Below are 15706 nucleotides of genomic sequence, written 5' to 3' on the forward strand. Positions count from 1 at the left end.
AGACCATGAATAGCACCCTTCGATTGCACTATCAGCGTCAACTAATCTATGCTGGGCTCGATGATTTTAATCCGAATTCCGTGTTTCCAAATTATTTGGGCGGAGAGAGTGGGGGAAATCGTTTGGCATGGAGGCGAGAGGTGGTGAATTTCTTGGATATCGGGGTGGGGTGTGGCCTGCTTGCTATACTAAATTGGAATAACTTATTTTCACCTTTGGTTTTGAAAGATGTGAAATTTGCTTTATCTGGAAATCGAGTGTCGGAGGCTGGGTTGGTGGATGAAGATATCATCTGGAATTCACTTTATTTTTTTGGAACGGAAAGTCTTATTCATGACCTAGATAGATTTGGATTGCTGAAGTGGGGCTCATTGTTGGATACGGAGAATTTGAAATTTCTTGATTTTATCCAAGAAAAATACAAGATTGAACTTGGAGTCTAATGGGAATGGGGTTAAGAGGGAGGTGTATGATATTTTCAAAGTGATGGTTGTATCGAGTTAAAGGCAACTTTATATGTGCGACTAAAATTCAAATGTTAATCCCCGCGCTCAGAATGGGGGCTACGGTTTTAGCTGATTAAAGGTACTAATCCAAATGGATTGAATATATTGGTAATTAAATAGAGGTCGCAAATGAAGTTGCTGGCCAATGGGGGTGAGTTGTGCAAGGTTCTCCGGAAATTTTCGGATCTCGAGTGGAGCAAATATCAGAGTCGGATGGTCGAAATTGTTCTGAAAGATGGGCGAATCTATAGGGAAGATAATTCAGCCTTCCCGCCATTTACGGCCGTCCGCTTCAAGGACGAAGATGCTAAGTTGGCTGATAAGGTGAAACAAGCAGTTGATAGCTATAGTGGTCGTGTGAAATGGATTGTGTCTCCTCACCAGCGGGTGAGCTTTCCGAATGTTAATTGGGTTATCCGGCCAGAGTTGGTTATTAAAACCGTTGAAGATGCGGGCCAAGGAGGGGAGGTAATAAATCCGCAGAAATATATGTCGGAGAACTACCCCAATTTTGCCCCATTAGCCTACGCAGACTTGTTGAATCTGGCGCGGCATGTCGAAACCGTGTTACGAGGTGAACCAATCGACTAAATTTCCGCTCGGGATTATGTGGGGCTGAAAATAAAATAATAGTGGGAGCAATAAGCTGTCAGACTACATTTTCCCTGCGACTGTTGCTGAAAATGTAGTCTGACACCTTTTTTTCGCGCAGCAGCCCGGCGCGCCCGTCGGCAACAGCGGCGCTTCCGGCTCCGTCAACGCCGGCCTGGGCAGCAACCCCGGCGGCCTGTACGCCCTGATCCCCGCCGGCGCAAAATTCCTCACGCTATCCGGTCAGCCCCGTCGCCTGGGCGACGGCTTCTACGAACAGAAGCTCGTCGTTGACCAGATCCTGGCCACCACCGGCCAGCGCTTCCTGGAAGGCTTCGGCGACAACGACAGCCAGTACAAGCAGATCCTCGCCAGCGGCGCCCAGTTCGCGCTGAACAACGGCATCAAGCTGAGCGCGGCGTTGACCGAAGCGCAGCAGCGCCAGCTCACCACCGACCTCATCTGGCGGGTCGAGCAGACCGTCACCCTGCCCGACGGTACGACAAAGAATTGAATTGGGTGAAAAAATGAGTTTTGGTATTTTTCTTCACTGCGAGATATCGAGGGAATTCGATCAGTCGGCGCTGCTAGGAAAAATTAAAATCGACAATTATTCAGAAGATTTCTTTGCTTCCGCCGAGTTTTGGCGTAGAGAAGACTATTTGGAGAGCTGGAAACGATCTTTAGCTGAAGGTTTGCAGGGTGGCGGGCGCTGTGCTTTGATTACCTCTATTAATGACCCGGTCTCGTCAAATTTCTTATTATATTGGGTTATTTATTTGGAAGGGGATGTTGCATATGTGCAGAATGGTGTTCTATTTATAAATTAGCTGCCAGTAACGTTCGACCCAAGTGCCATTAATGGTTACGTTCCTGCTAGGGCGGGGGTCAATGAGGAAGGGGTGGCGATTTCGCAATGGAATATAGATAGGAAATCTGTGATGGACTTTTTTAATAGTCTTTAGATCCTGGTATGACAAACCATGGTTTGATAAACCAATTCATAAGTCTGTCGGTGACGTCATTCAAATGTCGACATGGCTTCAATTTCGAGTCGTATGTGGGGTAAGTCGAACGGCAGAATATAAAAACTATTTTCTTTCAGGATGGTGCAGGTTCAATTTTTAGGTTTGATCGTCCTTGGTCGAGGTTTTAAATGCCAAAATTCGGATGCGTCTGTGGTTACGTCTTAAGTTTATCTACAGACACCACTGAATACGAGTGGGCTTTGGTCCCTGAAGCGACAATTGATTCGGTGGCTGCTCAAACAGCAGTCAGTATCATGTCTGAAGACGAATTTTATGCCGCCATCGGAAAGGGTAGCTCGGTGGTGTACCGTTGCCCCGAATGTTTCCGGATCCATGTGGACGAAGGTGGAGGTTTGTTCCGTTCCTATGTTAGGGAAATAAATTAGTAGTAAAAAATAAGGGGGGCATCAGTAATTTCGTGTTTAAGACATAACATGCGTTCAAGGAGTATGTATGCCACGCAATCCGAAGTTCAAGCCGGCGAATCTGCCGGCATCTCCCCTGAGCTGCTGGCGTCGTTCGGCAATGGTCCGATGACGGCAGAAGCGATCAACGCCGCTTCGCTAGCCTTCAAGAAGGCCTTGATCGAACGTGCGCTTGGTGGCGAACTGACCCATCATCAGGGCTACCCGAGCGGAGCTGTATTGATCCAGTGAAAACCTGCTTACGTCCTAATCGAGGAATTGTTGTCAGTCTCTTGCCGAACCAACCACAATCCCCTCATTCCCCCAGCATCCGCAGATCCGGCGGCCGGTTTTCAATAATGGCCTCCATACTGAAAAACCCCGTCACCGTCGACAACTCGAAATCCGTGATCAGCTTCTGATAGAAGCGGTCATAGCCCGCCATGCCGCGGCAGACGACTTTGATCAGGTAGTCCCAGTCTCCGCCGATGCGATAGAACTCCGTGACTTCAGGCAGGCGTTCGACGTGTTCGCGGAAGCCGTCGGCCCAGGCCTTGGCGTGGTGGCTGGTGCGGATCATGACGAATACTGTTAGGTCCAGGCCCAGTTCGACCAGGCTGACCTCGGCGCGCGTACCGCGGATGATGCCGCAGGCGTTCAAGCGCTGGAGTCTGCGCCAGCAGGCGTTCTGCGACAGGCCGACCCGATCGGCAAGCTCGCGTTGGGACAGGGATCCGTCTTTTTGCAGGCAGGCGATGATGCTTAGATCAAGTTTGTCTATTTTTTCCATTTCGTCGTTCATTTGACCCGTTTTAGCGGAATTTAAGCAAAAAAATGGTGATGTTTCATCTGGGGCTTCCATCGTATGATAGTTGCGAACTGTTCCTGATGTGATCTCCCCATGAATATGCCTCTCCCCGCGGCTCCGGTGCGCACTTCCGTTTCGCCGTTGCAGCAATTCCAAGACAGCCTGAAAACCCCGGATGTGGCCGCGGCGCTTGCTGACGGATTGATCGGCAAGGACGCCTGCATTGACGGGCCGTTCGGCGCCAAGCCCCTGGTCTATGCGGATTACGTTGCCTCTGGCCGCGCGTTGATGCAGGTGGAGCGCTTCGTGCTTGAACAGGTGCTTCCGTTCTACGCGAACTCGCATACCGAAGCCTCGTACTGCGGCGGCTTCATCACGCGCCTGCGGCGCGAGGCGCGCGCGGCGATCGCGCGGTGCTGTGGCGCGAGCGATGCGCATGCGGTGATTTTCTCGGGATCGGGCGCAACGGCGGGCATCAATCGGCTTGTGCATCTGTTCGGCGTGGACGCGGCGGTGGCCGCGGGCCGGAAGGTGCGGGTCATCATCGGGCCTTATGAGCATCATTCGAACATCCTGCCGTGGCGCGAATGCGGCGCGGACATCGTCGAACTGGAAGAAAGCCCGGAAGGCGGTCCCGATCTGGCGCAGTTGGCGCAGGCGCTGAAAACGACTGAGGACACGCTGGTCGTTTGCGCGCTGTCGGCGGCGTCGAACGTGACGGGCATCGTGGCGGACGTCGAGGGCATCACGCGGCTCGTGAAGGCCAGTGGCGCGAAGATGCTGTGGGATTATGCGGGCGGCGCGCCGTACCTGCCGGTCCGGATGTCGCCGGCGGCCGACGCGCAGATCGACGCCATCGTGTTTTCACCGCACAAGTTCATCGGCGGTCCCGGCGCGTCGGGCGTGCTCATCGTGCGCCGCGATGCGGTGCGCGACACGACGCCGACCTGGCCCGGCGGCGGCACCGTGAAGTTCGTGTCGCCCGTGGGGCACGATTACAGCGGCAGCCTGGAATCGCGTGAGGAAGCGGGCACGCCGAATGTGGTGGGAGACATCCGCGCCGCGTTGGTCGTCCTGGTGAAGGAAGCGCTGGGCGCCGATTTCATGCAGCAGCGCCATGCGCATTTCGTGCAGCGCGCGCTGGCGGCGTGGCAGGGCGCGGAGCGTCTGGAGCTGCTGGGCTCGCTGACCGCGCAGCGTCTGCCGATCTTCTCGTTTCGGGTTCGCGACGGCAAGGGCGGCTTCGTGCATCAACAGTTGGTGACGCGGATGCTGAGCGATCGCTTTGGCATCCAGGCTCGCGGCGGTTGCGCGTGCGCGGGGCCTTATGTGCATCGCCTGCTGGATATCGACGAGGCGCAGTCGCTCCAGATGCGGCAAGCCATTTTGGATGGACGCGAGATCGAAAAGCCCGGCTTTGTGCGGCTGAATTTCAGCGCGCTCCTGTCGGACGACAAGGCGGACTTTATCCTGGAATCGGTGCTTGCGCTGGCGGCCGACGCGCCGGAGTACGAGCATCTGTACGGCTTTGATCCGAGCCGCGCGATCTTCTTTCCGCGCGATGTGGAGAAGAAGGCCGCGTAAAGCGGCGTCGGGCGCCGATCACGACGGTGGCTGCCTTTGCAGCCGCAGTCGCAACCTTTGCCATCTTCGCGCAGCCCCTTTCTGGGGCTGCGTCCCGCTCCCCGATCAGTCCTTCATCTGCAGACCGCAGACCCGGATCCACGAGGCCTTCATGTCCGTGAGATCGTCGGAGGCGCCCGTCAGCGTGCGCGTGACCTGATCCGAGAACTGCACGCCTTTGCGTCGGCAAGCCTCGAAGTCGTCGCTCAGCGCAAAACGCGCATCCAGCAGGTCCAGCCGGCCCTGGCACAACTCCCGATTCAGCTCCAGGTTATTGGCCGCCTCGCGCGTGCGCTGGATGTCCTGCGCCTGATCGATGCGGGCCAATTCCGCGTCCACCCGCGCGATGCAGTCATCGGCGGCAATCGCGGGCGCGCTGGCGCAGGCGGCGATGATCAGGAGGGCGGCGAAGGACGGGCGGTGGATTGCGGCCATGCGTATGAAACCTTGGTAGTGCGTGAAAGCGTGGCTTGCATGATAACTGCTGCGAAATGGCCCCGTTGCGCCGGGCGGCACGCGCGCTGCCACTGCATGGAAAACCAGTATGTCCAAACGCGTGAACGCGTCTACCATCGTTGACGGTTCAATCGATCCCAAGATCCAACCCGCAACGGGATTTGGACGTGTATTTGAACGTGCATTTGGACCTGTATCCGGCTGAAGTTCTGTTTTATCAACTCGTCACGACGGAGATGAAAGAGAATGACCAACACGCTTATCAGTGTCGATCTGGAACAATCCCCCTACGACAACGAGCAGATCCACAACCGCTGGCATCCGGATATTCCGATGGCCGCGTGGGTGAAGCCGGGGGACGATTTCATTCTGGAAACCTATGACTGGACGGGCGGCGCGATCAAGAACGACGACAGCGCCGACGACGTGCGCGATGTGGATCTGTCCACTGTGCATTTCCTGTCCGGTCCCGTGGGCGTGGAGGGCGCGGAACCCGGCGACCTGCTGGTGGTCGATCTGCTGGATATCGGCGCCAAGCCCGACAGCCTGTGGGGTTTCAATGGCTTTTTCAGCCGCAACAATGGCGGGGGCTTCCTCACCGATCATTTTCCGCACGCGCAGAAATCCATCTGGGATTTCCATGGCATGTTCACGTCGTCGCGGCATATTCCCGGCGTCAGTTTCGCGGGCCTGATCCATCCGGGCCTGATCGGCTGCCTGCCGGACAGGAAGCTGCTGGACGAGTGGAACCGGCGCGAGCAGGCGCTGATCGACACCAATCCGAATCGCGTGCCGCCGCTGGCCAATCCCCCCGCGCCCAAGACGGCGCACATGGGCGCGCTGCAAGGTGCGGACCGCGACAAGGCGGCAGGCGAGGGCGCGCGCACGGTGCCGCCGCGCGAGCATGGCGGCAATTGCGACATCAAGGACCTGTCGCGCGGGGCGCGCGTGTTTTTCCCGGTGTATGTGAAGGGCGGCGGGCTGTCGGTGGGCGATCTGCATTTTTCGCAGGGCGATGGCGAGATCACGTTCTGCGGGGCGATCGAAATGGCTGGCTGGGTGCACATGCGTGTGTCGCTGATCAAGGGCGGCATGGACAAGTACGCCATCAGGAATCCGATCTTCAAGCCCAGCCCGATCACGCCGGCCTACAAGGACTTCCTGATCTTCGAAGGCATTTCGGTCGACGAAGCGGGCAAGCAGCATTACCTGGACGTGAACGTCGCCTACCGTCAGGCGTGCCTGAACGCCATCGAGTACCTGAAGAAGTTCGGCTATTCGGGCGCGCAGGCGTATTCGCTGCTGGGCTGCGCGCCGGTGCAAGGGCACATCAGCGGGGTCGTCGATATTCCCAACTCGTGCGCCACGCTCTGGCTGCCTACGGAGATCTTCGATTTCGATATCCAGCCGTCGGCGTCGGGCCCCGTCAAGCACATCCAGGGCGGCGTGGACATGCCGCTGTCTCGCGACCGTTAGGAGGCACGACGATGCCGATGTATGACTATGCGTGCGGGGATTGCGGGGAATTCGCCGCGTTGCGGCCGCTGGCGCAGTGGCGAGATCCGGCGGCGTGCCCGCAGTGCGGCGCGATGGCCGGCCGCATCGTGGGCGGGGCGCCGGCGATTTCGGCGCTGTCCTCCGCGGTCAATCGGGCGCGGGCGGCCAACGAGCGCAGCGCGAACGAGCCGCGCAGCACGCGCGGCGGGCACGGCATGAACTGCGGGTGCTGCGCCGGCCCGCGTTCGCGCGGCAAGACCCGGACGTCGGCGGACGGCGCCAAGTCATTCGCGGGCGCGAGGCCGTGGATGATCAGCCACTAGCCTGGCGACCAGTTCGCCGGCAAGCGTGTCGGCAGGCCCCGCGTCGCGCGGGCTTGCCGGCTGCGCTTCGTGGAACCCGTGCCCGCCGCTACTGAGCCTCTTCCTGTCCCGCGTCCCTGTCCAGTTGCTGCATGTTGTCGAGCAGCTTGAGCAGGTAGTGCAGGGTGTGGCTGAGGTCGCCCATGGAGAATTCCGCCAGCGCGCCTTCGTAGTAGTCGTGGATGCGGGGCGTGGCGTCCTGCGTCCACACCTTGCGGCCGCGTTCGGTCATGGTGACCAGGCGAGAGCGCCGGTCGCGGCCGTCGGGGGCACTGGCAATGTGGCCGTCCCGCTCCATACGGCTGATCAGTCCAGACAGGCTTTGGCGGCTGACCATGAGGTAGCGCGCCAGATCGCCCACACTCATGCCGCCTTCGGCTTCGGGGCGCGACAATGCGCCCAGCACGGCCCATTGCTGCGTGGTGAGCCCCAGGTGTTCCACTGCGCGGCTTCCCGTTTTATGCAGCATGTTTGCGCATTGATACAGTCGGAAGAATAGCCGGTTGGCCAGCTCCATTCGGGCTATTTCGGTGTTTTTATTAGGGTTTGTCATAGGTCTTATTTGCGCGTCCGGTGCTTGATCGCGGGTAGGGCTGCTTCTAATATGCGTAAACATGTTTACGTATATCGGCTTGATTCCGTATCGGTGGGACAAGGATACCAAGCCAGCAACCTGGGCAGAGGAAATCATGCAAAGACTGGCGGGCAAAACGGCAATCGTGACGGGCGGCGGTGGCGGTATCGGCGGGGCTACCTGCCGGCGCTTCGCCCAGGAAGGCGCCGCCGTGGCGGTCCTGGATCTCAACGCAGAGCACGCGCAGCGCGTGGCGGACGACATCGCAGCGGCCGGCGGGCGCGCGTTGGCGATTGCCTGCGACATCACGCAGCGCGCGCAGGTGGATGCCGCCGTCGCGCAAACGGAGTCGGCGCTGGGGCCGGTCGACATCCTGGTCAACAACGCAGGATGGGACGTGTTCAAGCCTTTCACCAAGACCGAGCCCGCGCAATGGGAACGGCTCATCGCGATCAATCTGCTGGGCGCGCTGCACCTGCACCACGCGGTACTGCCCGGCATGGCCGCACGCAAGGCCGGGCGCATTGTGAACATCGCGTCGGACGCGGCGCGCGTCGGGTCGTCCGGCGAGGCGGTCTATGCCGCCTGCAAGGGAGGCATCGTGGCGTTTTCCAAGACCATCGCGCGCGAACATGCGCGGCAGGGCATCACCGTGAATGTGGTTTGCCCCGGGCCGACGGATACGGCGCTGTTTGCCGACTACAAGGAGGGCGCGGGCAACCCCGAAAAGCTCGTCGAAGCCTTTACGCGCGCGATTCCGCTGGGCCGTATCGGTCAGCCCGATGATCTGCCCGGCGCAATCCTTTTCTTTGCCAGCGACGACGCGGCCTACGTCACGGGGCAGGTGCTCAGCGTGTCTGGCGGACTGACGATGAACGGCTGAGGCCGCGCGGCCCACATTCCCTTCATGGAGCCATGATGAACTACGAAGACATTCTGTACGACGTGCGCGGCGGCGCCGCCTGGATCACGATCAACCGCCCCGAAAAAATGAATGCGTTCCGCGGCCGGACCTGCGACGAGCTGATCCACGCCATCAACCGCGCAGGCTATGCGCCCGAGATCGGCGTGATCGTGCTGGCCGGCGCCGGAGAAAAGGCCTTCTGCACGGGGGGAGACCAGTCGGCCCATGCCGGCCAATACGATGGCCGCGGCACCATCGGGCTGCCGATGGAGGAACTGCACAACGCCATCCGCGACGTGCCCAAGCCGGTGATCGCCCGCGTCCAGGGCTATGCCATTGGCGGCGGCAACGTGCTGTGCACCATCTGCGATTTCACGATCGCATCGGAAAAAGCGGTATTCGGACAGGTCGGACCCAAGGTTGGCTCGGTGGACCCGGGATACGGCACCGCCTACCTGGCGCGCGTGGTCGGCGAAAAGAAGGCGCGCGAGATCTGGTACCTGTGCCGCCGCTATCCCGCGTCCGAGGCCTTGGCCATGGGGCTGGTCAATGCGGTGGTGCCGCATGAGCAGCTCGACGAAGAGATCGGAAGGTGGTGCGCCGAGATCATGGAAAAAAGCCCCACCGCGCTCGCGATCGCCAAGCGGTCTTTCAACATGGACACGGCGCACCAGGCCGGCATCGCCGGCATGGGCATGTATGCGCTGAAGCTCTATTACGACACCGACGAGTCGCGCGAAGGCGTGCGCGCGTTCCAGGAAAAGCGCAAGCCCGATTTCCGCCAGTTCGCGAAGTAGGCGCACCGCGGCCACGCGCCCGTCGGGTACGGGCGACGAATAACAGCGGGCCGCCCGGAAGGGCGAGCCCGAAGGAGACGGCATGAATCCGTATATCGACGAGGACTTGTCCGCGTTGTCTGAACACGCGGGGCGTTTTGCCGACGGGCGCATCGCGCCGGGGTGCCAGGAGCGTGACCGGACGCGCGTGCTGGACCGCGGCCTGATGCGGGACATGGGCGCCATGGGCTTTATTGCCCCCGAACTGCCCGAGGCTTGCGGCGGGCAAGGCATGGGGTGCCTCGCGGCGGGCGTCATCCATGAAGCGGTGGCGCGCGCTGACCTCAGCATGTCGTACGTGAATCTGCTCGCATCCCTGAACGGGCAGATCCTGGCGCAGCATGGCCTTCCCGACGTCGCAAGGCCCTGGCTGGCACGGTTGACGCAAGGCGAGGCGCTGCTGGCCATTGCGCTGACCGAGCCGCGTGGCGGCTCCGATGCCGCCAATCTGCAGTTGCGCGTGGAGCGCGTGGACGGCCATTACGTGCTGAACGGGGAAAAGGCATCCATTTCCGCGGCCGACCAGGCCGACGCCGCAGTCGTGTTCGGCCGCAGCGGTCCGGCGGACTCGGGCGCGCGCGGCGTGACCGCGGTGCTCGTGCCGCTGGACCTGCCCGGCATCACCCGCAACCGGTACGACTGCCATGGCCAGCGCGCGATCGGGCGCGGGTCGCTGTTCTTTGAGAACGTCCGTGTGCCGGCCGACCACCTGCTGGGCGAGGAGGGCGGGGGCTTTGCGCAGGTGATGCAGGGCTTTGACTACTCGCGGGCGCTCATCGGCTTGCAGGTCCTGGCCGTCGCGCGCGCCGCGCTGGACGAGGCGTGGGACTACGCGACGCAGCGCGAGGCGTTTGGCAAGCCGCTGTCCGCGTTCCAGGGCGTGTCGCATCCGCTTGCCGAAGGCGACACGCAGGTCGAGGCGGCGCGGCTGCTGTGCCTGCAGACGCTGTGGCTCAAGGACCGGGGCCAGCCGCACGGCTCGCAGGCCGCCATGTGCAAATGGTGGGCGCCCAAGCTCGCGTACGACGTGGTGCACCAGTGCCTGCTGACGTTCGGTCACGGGGGCTACGACCGCGGCGTGATGGAGCAGCGGCTGCGCGACGTGCTGGGATTTCAGATCGGGGACGGTACCGCGCAGATCATGAAACTCATCATCGCGCGCCATCGGGCTGGACGCGGGGCGGTGCCGGCATAGTGGGGCGGGTGACCGCGGACATTACAACCATAAGGGAGACGTAGCCATGGAATTCGACGCCGTACTGATTGCGCCGCGCCGGGCCGAGAGCATCGCGCGCGGCTGGTGGCCGGACCGCACGATCAACGATCTGCTGGACGATTACGCGGCGTCGCGGCCGGAGAAGATTGCGTTGACCGCGGTGCAGGCAGAACAGGGCGTGGCCAGGCAGTTCACCAGCCGCGAGCTGGCGTCGCTTGCCGATCGGGTGGCAGTCGGGCTGGCGCGCCTGGGCGTGGGGCGGGGAGACGTGGTGGCCTGCCAGTTGCCGAACGGCTGGCAGTTCGTTGTCACGTACCTGGCGTGCTCGCGCATCGGCGCGGTCATGAATCCGCTGATGCACATCTTCCGTCAGCGCGAGCTGTCGTTCATGCTGCATCACAGCGAAGCCCGCGTGCTCATCATTCCGGATCGCTTTCGCGGCTTCGATTATCCCGGCATGGTCGAGGGCCTGCGCGCGGCCGTACCCGCGCTGGAACATGTGATCGTTGTGGGCGGCGCGGGGCCCGACAGCTTCGAGGTCCGACTGAGCGATCCGGCCTGGGAGCGCGAGCCGGACGCGCACGTCATCCTGACCCGTTCCCGGCCCGGTCCGGACGACGTCACGCAGCTCATGTACACATCGGGCACCACAGGCGAGCCCAAGGGCGTGATGCACACCGCCAACACGTGCCTGTCGAACATCGCCGCCTACGCCGAGCGCCTGCGTCTGGGGCCGGACGATGTGGTGCTGATGGGTTCGCCCATGGCTCACCAGACCGGCTTCATGTACGGGCTGATGATGCCTTTCTACCTTCAGGCCAGCGCCGTGACGCTGGATATCTGGAACGCGGCGACGGCCGCGCGGTTGATGCGCGAGCACGGCGTCACCTTCAGCATGGCCTCCACCCCCTTTCTGACCGACATTGCGCGCGAGGTGGCGCAGTCGGGCAATCCGGTGCCGACGCTGCGCACCTTTCTGTGCGCGGGCGCGCCGATACCGGGACCCCTGGTTGAACAGGCGAGCCGCACGCTGGGCGCCAAGATCATCTCGGCCTGGGGCATGACCGAGAACGGCGCGGTCACGCTGACGCTGCCGGAGGACGCGGACGAGCGCGCCTGCACCACCGACGGCCGGCCGCTGCCCGGGGTGGAGATCAAGGTCACGGACGCGTCGGGGACCGTGCTGCCGGCGGGCCAGGAAGGCTGCCTGTGGTTGAGATCCGCATCCAACTTCGGCGGCTACCTGAAGCGGCCGCAGCTCAACGCGACGGACGCCGACGGCTGGTTCGACACGGGCGACATGGCGCGCATCGATGCGGACGGGTATCTGCGCATCACGGGCCGCAGCAAGGACGTCATCATCCGCGGGGGCGAGAACATCCCCGTGGTGGAGATCGAATCGCTGCTGTATCGGCATCCGGCGGTGGAAAGCGCCGCCATCGTCGCCTATCCCGATGAGCGGCTGGGCGAGCGGGCGTGCGCCGTCGTCACGTTGAAGCGCGGCCAGCAACTGGAGCTGGCCGCACTGGTGGGCTTTCTGAAGGGGTTTGGCGTCGCGGTCCAGTACATTCCGGAACGCCTGGAGATCCGGGACGCCTTGCCCACGACGCCCAGCGGCAAGGTACAGAAGTTCCGGCTGCGCCAGATGCTGGCCGACGCCTCGCCCGCAGCGGGCGGCTAGGCCTTCGCCTCAGCCTCCAGCGGCGCCACGGCGGCGCCCTGGATCTTGTGGCGCGCCAGCGCATCGGCGACGAAGCCCGACTGCTTCATGGCCTCGACAAACGCCGAGAGGTAGGCGCTGGCCTTGTCGCCGCGGCGCTTGGGCACGCCCATGGCCTGGCGGATCAGCATGAAATGGCCGTCCAGGAGGCGCAGTCCGCCGAGTCGCCGGGCGTCCGCTTCGAGCTGCTGTTTCACGCCCGCGGCCACTTCCATGTTTTCCTGCAGGAAGGTGTCGACCACGGCGGGCGACGTGGGGGCGCGGAAGATCTCGGCCTGCTTGAGTTCGCGGGTCAGATACAGGTCGTAGGCGCTGCCCTTGCCCACGACGACGCGCTGGCCCTTGCTGTCGACCTCGTCCCGGCTCTTGATGGGCGAATCCTCGCGCACCAGGTAGGTGCCCTCGATCACGACATACGGCGCGGTGAAGGCGATCTGCTCGCCGCGCAGCGGGTCGATCGCGAAAAAGCCCACGTCCGCCTGCTCTGCCGCGACGGCGTTGACGGATTCGCCGGCGGATTTGAACACGACAAGTTCCAGCTTCACGTCCAGACGGCGCGCAAGCTCCGTGGCCAGGTCCACCGACACGCCGCCGGGCTGGCCGGTGGCGGGATCGGTGTTGGCGAGGATGGGGTTGCCCAGGTTGATGGACGCACGCAGCACGCCCGTGGGAGCAAAGGCGGAGAGCATTTCGGATTCGGTCTTCATGGCTTCCTTGCTGGAGGGGACGCGCCGCCGGGCGCGGTCGATGCCAGAGGATAGCGCCAAAGCCCTCCGCCGTGCGATGGCCTATTGGGCGCGGCGCAGGATGTACTGCCCAGCGAGCGGGCCGGTGGGGCGCGTGCCGTCGCGGTACAGCATCGTGACCTGGTTCTCGCCGACGAAGAAACGCTGGCTGTCGCCCGCCGCGTCGAGCCGGATCGTGCTGCCGTCGGACTCCCAACTGAAGGTGCCGGTCACGATCTCCGGTTCGGGCTGGCGGTCCAGGTATTGGGTCAGCTTTTCGTATCGGCCGTCCTTCATGAGCGTCAGGCGCATGCGGATGCCCGGGCAATCGGCGCAGGGCAGGGTGCCGTCGTAGCTGCCCTCCCAGTCCAGGGAGTTGCGCGCGGTGTGATTGTCCACCGGCACGGAGCGGGCGGTGATGGGCTTGGACGGGGCGCAGCCGGCAAGCAATGCAAGACTCAGGGTGCAGGTCAGGGTGGTTTTCATCATGGCGAGCTCCTGTGTGGCGGGTGATTGGCGGCAAGACGCGTATCCACGATACGGACAGTAACTGGGCCGTGCTGAAACGGGATGTAAGGCGACGACCCCAGGCCAACCGCTACCGCGCGCCCCGCGCCTGCGCTAAGCTCGGCCTGCTTTGCGCGCACAGGGCGGCATGGGGCCGCCGGCGCGCCGACTGGGACGACAGGCATGAAGGGCGAACACCAATACACCGTTACCGTGGACTGGACCGGCAATACCGGCGCCGGCACGTCCGGCTACGCGGCCTATTCCCGCGACCACCTCATCCAGTCCGCGGGCAAGCCCGATGTGCCGGGGTCATCGGACCCGGCGTTCCGCGGCGACCCGTCGCGCTGGAACCCCGAGGACATGCTGGTGGCCTCGCTCTCGGCCTGCCACAAGCTCTGGTATCTGCACCTGTGCGCGGTCGAGGGCGTGACGGTCGAGGCATACCGCGACGAGGCGCAGGGCGTGATGATCGAAGACCCCGAGCGCGGCGGCGCGTTTTCGCAGGTCACGCTGCGGCCCCAGGTCACGATCCGCGCTGGCGACGACGTCGCGCTGGCGGAAAAACTGCACGAACGCGCGCATCATTTCTGCTTCATCGCCAACTCGGTGAATTTCCCGGTGCGGTGCGAGCCGCGCATTGGTACGGTGGGATGAGCGCATGGAATTCCCCATGACCTCCGCCCTTATCGTCATCGACGCCCAACGCGCGCTTTTCGAAACCTCGCCTCCCCCCTTCGAGGCGGGTGAGGTTCTGGCCCGCATCAATGCGCTGGCCGACCGCGCTCGTGCCGGGGGCGTTCCGGTCGTTTATGTGCAGCACGAAAGCCCCGGCACCGAGCTGGCGCACGGCGCGCCGGGATGGGCGCTGGACCCGCGCCTGACGCCGGCCGGGCACGATATCCGCGTGCGCAAGACCACGGCCGATTCGTTCCTGCGCACGGACCTGGCGCAGCGGCTGGCGACGCTGGGCGTGACGCAGCTCGTGGTCTGCGGGTATGCGACGGAGTTCTGCGTGGACACGACGGTGCGGCGCGCGGCCGCGCTGGGGATGCCGGTTACGCTGGCGGCGGATGCGCACACCACGCACGACAAGCCGCATGCGGACGGCGGGCGCATCCGGGCGCACCACAATGCCACGTTGCCGGCCATTTCGAGCTTTGGCGTGAAGATCGCCGCCGTGCCCGCCGCTGAGCTTTATGCCGGCGCCTCGCCGCGGTGAATGCGATGGATCCGGAACTGCTGTCCCTGCTGGTGACCCGCGAGATGCCCTTCGGCAAGTACAAGGGGCGGCTGATCGCCGATCTGCCGGGGGCCTATCTGGCGTGGTTCGCGCGCAAGGGATTTCCGCCCGGTGAGCTGGGGCGCCTGCTGGCCCTCATGCTTGAACTGGACCACAACGGCCTGTCTTCGCTGCTGGATCCGCTGCGCAAGACCCCGCGCCGGCGCTGATCCGCGTCCCGGAAACGGCAGGAAACATCTGGCGCGCCTCATGTAGCGTCTTGGCACGACGGCCCGGGGCGGCTGGGGCTACCATAAGCGGCGCGCCCTGGGGCCGGCCGTCGGCCCGCCGCCCGGGCGCCGTCTTATCGAACGGAGGTCGCCATGAAAAAACGCCACATCACCGCTTTCCTCCTTGCCGCCCTGTGCGCGGCGGGCGCCGCGCAGGCCCAGAACGCCGCGCCCGCCACGCAGGAAATGCAGTTCCCCTCCCGCGAGGGCAGCCTGTCGCCGCCATCGACGCTGCGCATGACCGTGACGCCGGAGACCCCGCCGGTGGTGATCCGCGACACGCCGGCCAGCCAGGCCGAGTTCCAGCGCTGCCGCCAGGTGTCGGACCGGGCCGCGGTGTCCAACGCGCAGATGCAAGCCGGCGTGGAGCAATGCCTGCGGGAACTGGAGCAGCGTCGCCAGCAGCAATAGCCCCGGGGAAGACCGGGCGCGGAGCC

Annotated in this window: 19 protein-coding genes and 1 pseudogene; 15 read left to right on the forward strand and 5 right to left on the reverse strand. The window is 63.0% G+C overall.

Annotated elements, in window-relative coordinates; genetic code table 11:
• Nucleotides 1–5 precede the first annotated feature (5 nt).
• The 4 genes and pseudogenes from BMW75_RS29120 to BMW75_RS13955 form a co-directional block, all read left to right on the forward strand.
• Nucleotides 6–443 carry a hypothetical protein gene (locus tag BMW75_RS29120; protein WP_139208532.1) on the forward strand — a complete coding sequence of 146 codons (438 nt, stop codon included), beginning with the start codon at nucleotides 6–8 and terminating at the stop codon, nucleotides 441–443.
• A 192-nt stretch (nucleotides 444–635) separates the two neighbouring features.
• A complete protein-coding gene (locus BMW75_RS29125) occupies nucleotides 636–1097 on the forward strand; it encodes a hypothetical protein (RefSeq protein WP_139208533.1) in 462 nt (153 codons plus the stop codon).
• 527 nt (nucleotides 1098–1624) lie between these two features.
• Nucleotides 1625–1927 carry a hypothetical protein gene (locus BMW75_RS29130; protein ID WP_139208534.1) on the forward strand — a complete coding sequence of 101 codons (303 nt, stop codon included), beginning with the start codon at nucleotides 1625–1627 and terminating at the stop codon, nucleotides 1925–1927.
• 651 nt (nucleotides 1928–2578) lie between these two features.
• Nucleotides 2579–2766, forward strand: a pseudogene (locus BMW75_RS13955) (IS256 family transposase); the annotation flags it as partial.
• 79 nt (nucleotides 2767–2845) lie between these two features.
• Here the strand turns inward: BMW75_RS13955 and BMW75_RS13960 are convergent.
• On the reverse strand, nucleotides 2846–3331 hold the full coding sequence (locus BMW75_RS13960; RefSeq protein WP_092580100.1) for an Lrp/AsnC family transcriptional regulator: 486 nt from the start codon (nucleotides 3329–3331) through the stop codon (nucleotides 2846–2848).
• 99 nt (nucleotides 3332–3430) lie between these two features.
• Between BMW75_RS13960 and BMW75_RS13965 the strand changes: the two genes are divergently transcribed.
• Nucleotides 3431–4921, forward strand: coding sequence for an aminotransferase class V-fold PLP-dependent enzyme (locus BMW75_RS13965; RefSeq protein ID WP_092580102.1), 1491 nt, complete (start codon nucleotides 3431–3433; stop codon nucleotides 4919–4921).
• A gap of 105 nt (nucleotides 4922–5026) precedes the next feature.
• Here the strand turns inward: BMW75_RS13965 and BMW75_RS13970 are convergent, their stop codons facing one another.
• A complete protein-coding gene (locus tag BMW75_RS13970) occupies nucleotides 5027–5395 on the reverse strand; it encodes a hypothetical protein (RefSeq protein ID WP_092580104.1) in 369 nt (122 codons plus the stop codon).
• A gap of 267 nt (nucleotides 5396–5662) precedes the next feature.
• Here BMW75_RS13970 and fmdA point away from each other — a divergent pair, with 267 nt between their 5' ends.
• Complete coding sequence (fmdA, locus tag BMW75_RS13975) at nucleotides 5663–6892, forward strand: formamidase (protein WP_092580106.1); 1230 nt, start codon at nucleotides 5663–5665, stop codon at nucleotides 6890–6892.
• Nucleotides 6893–6903: 11 nt separating this feature from the next.
• Nucleotides 6904–7236: an FmdB family zinc ribbon protein gene (locus BMW75_RS13980; protein WP_092580108.1), complete on the forward strand. Its 333-nt coding sequence runs from the start codon at nucleotides 6904–6906 to the stop codon at nucleotides 7234–7236.
• Nucleotides 7237–7324: 88 nt separating this feature from the next.
• On the opposite strand, the gene BMW75_RS13985 is transcribed toward BMW75_RS13980, so the two are convergent.
• Entirely contained in the window at nucleotides 7325–7792 is a 468-nt protein-coding gene (locus BMW75_RS13985; RefSeq protein ID WP_092580110.1) for a MarR family winged helix-turn-helix transcriptional regulator, read from the reverse strand.
• A 172-nt stretch (nucleotides 7793–7964) separates the two neighbouring features.
• On the opposite strand from BMW75_RS13985, the gene badH reads away from it, so the two are divergent.
• The 4 genes from badH to aliA all read left to right on the forward strand — a co-directional run bounded on the left by badH (nucleotide 7965) and on the right by aliA (nucleotide 12486).
• On the forward strand, nucleotides 7965–8732 hold the full coding sequence (gene badH, locus BMW75_RS13990) for a 2-hydroxycyclohexanecarboxyl-CoA dehydrogenase (protein WP_092580112.1): 768 nt from the start codon (nucleotides 7965–7967) through the stop codon (nucleotides 8730–8732).
• 35 nt (nucleotides 8733–8767) lie between these two features.
• Nucleotides 8768–9550, forward strand: coding sequence for a 2-ketocyclohexanecarboxyl-CoA hydrolase (gene badI, locus BMW75_RS13995; RefSeq protein ID WP_076520265.1), 783 nt, complete (start codon nucleotides 8768–8770; stop codon nucleotides 9548–9550).
• 82 nt (nucleotides 9551–9632) lie between these two features.
• Nucleotides 9633–10784, forward strand: a complete 1152-nt coding sequence (gene aliB / locus BMW75_RS14000; protein ID WP_092580114.1) for a cyclohexanecarboxyl-CoA dehydrogenase — start codon at nucleotides 9633–9635, stop codon at nucleotides 10782–10784.
• A 46-nt stretch (nucleotides 10785–10830) separates the two neighbouring features.
• Nucleotides 10831–12486, forward strand: coding sequence for a cyclohexanecarboxylate-CoA ligase (gene aliA, locus BMW75_RS14005; RefSeq protein WP_092580116.1), 1656 nt, complete (start codon nucleotides 10831–10833; stop codon nucleotides 12484–12486).
• Here aliA and BMW75_RS14010 read toward each other — a convergent pair.
• Together BMW75_RS14010 and BMW75_RS14015 are read right to left on the reverse strand one after the other, a co-directional pair.
• Entirely contained in the window at nucleotides 12483–13232 is a 750-nt protein-coding gene (locus BMW75_RS14010) for an ABC transporter substrate-binding protein (protein ID WP_092580118.1), read from the reverse strand. The two genes, aliA and BMW75_RS14010, sit on opposite strands and share 4 nt — an antisense overlap.
• A gap of 81 nt (nucleotides 13233–13313) precedes the next feature.
• A complete protein-coding gene (locus BMW75_RS14015; protein WP_076520269.1) occupies nucleotides 13314–13739 on the reverse strand; it encodes a copper resistance protein NlpE in 426 nt (141 codons plus the stop codon).
• A gap of 201 nt (nucleotides 13740–13940) precedes the next feature.
• Here BMW75_RS14015 and BMW75_RS14020 point away from each other — a divergent pair, with 201 nt between their 5' ends.
• From BMW75_RS14020 to BMW75_RS14035, 4 genes are all read left to right on the forward strand, one after another.
• Complete coding sequence (locus tag BMW75_RS14020) at nucleotides 13941–14414, forward strand: OsmC family protein (RefSeq protein WP_076520270.1); 474 nt, start codon at nucleotides 13941–13943, stop codon at nucleotides 14412–14414.
• A 16-nt stretch (nucleotides 14415–14430) separates the two neighbouring features.
• Complete coding sequence (locus BMW75_RS14025; protein ID WP_092580120.1) at nucleotides 14431–14979, forward strand: cysteine hydrolase family protein; 549 nt, start codon at nucleotides 14431–14433, stop codon at nucleotides 14977–14979.
• Nucleotides 14980–14984: 5 nt separating this feature from the next.
• Nucleotides 14985–15209 (forward strand): DUF3820 family protein, encoded by a 225-nt coding sequence (locus tag BMW75_RS14030; protein WP_076520271.1) that lies wholly within the window; start codon nucleotides 14985–14987, stop codon nucleotides 15207–15209.
• Between the two features lie 153 nt (nucleotides 15210–15362).
• A complete protein-coding gene (locus BMW75_RS14035) occupies nucleotides 15363–15680 on the forward strand; it encodes a hypothetical protein (RefSeq protein ID WP_092580122.1) in 318 nt (105 codons plus the stop codon).
• Nucleotides 15681–15706 lie beyond the last annotated feature (26 nt).

Source organism: Achromobacter sp. NFACC18-2 (genome assembly GCF_900108985.1).
In the GTDB taxonomy this organism is placed as follows: domain Bacteria; phylum Pseudomonadota; class Gammaproteobacteria; order Burkholderiales; family Burkholderiaceae_B; genus Achromobacter.

Excerpts from the sequence above, each read along its gene's own strand:
- BMW75_RS29120 (WP_139208532.1), top strand. The coding sequence starts at position 6 with ATGAATAGCACCCTTCGATTGCACTATCAGCGTCAACTAATCTATGCT.
- BMW75_RS29125 (WP_139208533.1), top strand. The coding sequence starts at position 636 with ATGAAGTTGCTGGCCAATGGGGGTGAGTTGTGCAAGGTTCTCCGGAAA.
- BMW75_RS29130 (WP_139208534.1), top strand. The coding sequence starts at position 1,625 with ATGAGTTTTGGTATTTTTCTTCACTGCGAGATATCGAGGGAATTCGAT.
- BMW75_RS13960 (WP_092580100.1), bottom strand. The coding sequence starts at position 3,331 with ATGAACGACGAAATGGAAAAAATAGACAAACTTGATCTAAGCATCATC.
- BMW75_RS13965 (WP_092580102.1), top strand. The coding sequence starts at position 3,431 with ATGAATATGCCTCTCCCCGCGGCTCCGGTGCGCACTTCCGTTTCGCCG.
- BMW75_RS13970 (WP_092580104.1), bottom strand. The coding sequence starts at position 5,395 with ATGGCCGCAATCCACCGCCCGTCCTTCGCCGCCCTCCTGATCATCGCC.
- fmdA (WP_092580106.1), top strand. The coding sequence starts at position 5,663 with ATGACCAACACGCTTATCAGTGTCGATCTGGAACAATCCCCCTACGAC.
- BMW75_RS13980 (WP_092580108.1), top strand. The coding sequence starts at position 6,904 with ATGCCGATGTATGACTATGCGTGCGGGGATTGCGGGGAATTCGCCGCG.
- BMW75_RS13985 (WP_092580110.1), bottom strand. The coding sequence starts at position 7,792 with ATGGAGCTGGCCAACCGGCTATTCTTCCGACTGTATCAATGCGCAAAC.
- badH (WP_092580112.1), top strand. The coding sequence starts at position 7,965 with ATGCAAAGACTGGCGGGCAAAACGGCAATCGTGACGGGCGGCGGTGGC.
- badI (WP_076520265.1), top strand. The coding sequence starts at position 8,768 with ATGAACTACGAAGACATTCTGTACGACGTGCGCGGCGGCGCCGCCTGG.
- aliB (WP_092580114.1), top strand. The coding sequence starts at position 9,633 with ATGAATCCGTATATCGACGAGGACTTGTCCGCGTTGTCTGAACACGCG.
- aliA (WP_092580116.1), top strand. The coding sequence starts at position 10,831 with ATGGAATTCGACGCCGTACTGATTGCGCCGCGCCGGGCCGAGAGCATC.
- BMW75_RS14010 (WP_092580118.1), bottom strand. The coding sequence starts at position 13,232 with ATGAAGACCGAATCCGAAATGCTCTCCGCCTTTGCTCCCACGGGCGTG.
- BMW75_RS14015 (WP_076520269.1), bottom strand. The coding sequence starts at position 13,739 with ATGATGAAAACCACCCTGACCTGCACCCTGAGTCTTGCATTGCTTGCC.
- BMW75_RS14020 (WP_076520270.1), top strand. The coding sequence starts at position 13,941 with ATGAAGGGCGAACACCAATACACCGTTACCGTGGACTGGACCGGCAAT.
- BMW75_RS14025 (WP_092580120.1), top strand. The coding sequence starts at position 14,431 with ATGACCTCCGCCCTTATCGTCATCGACGCCCAACGCGCGCTTTTCGAA.
- BMW75_RS14030 (WP_076520271.1), top strand. The coding sequence starts at position 14,985 with ATGGATCCGGAACTGCTGTCCCTGCTGGTGACCCGCGAGATGCCCTTC.
- BMW75_RS14035 (WP_092580122.1), top strand. The coding sequence starts at position 15,363 with ATGAAAAAACGCCACATCACCGCTTTCCTCCTTGCCGCCCTGTGCGCG.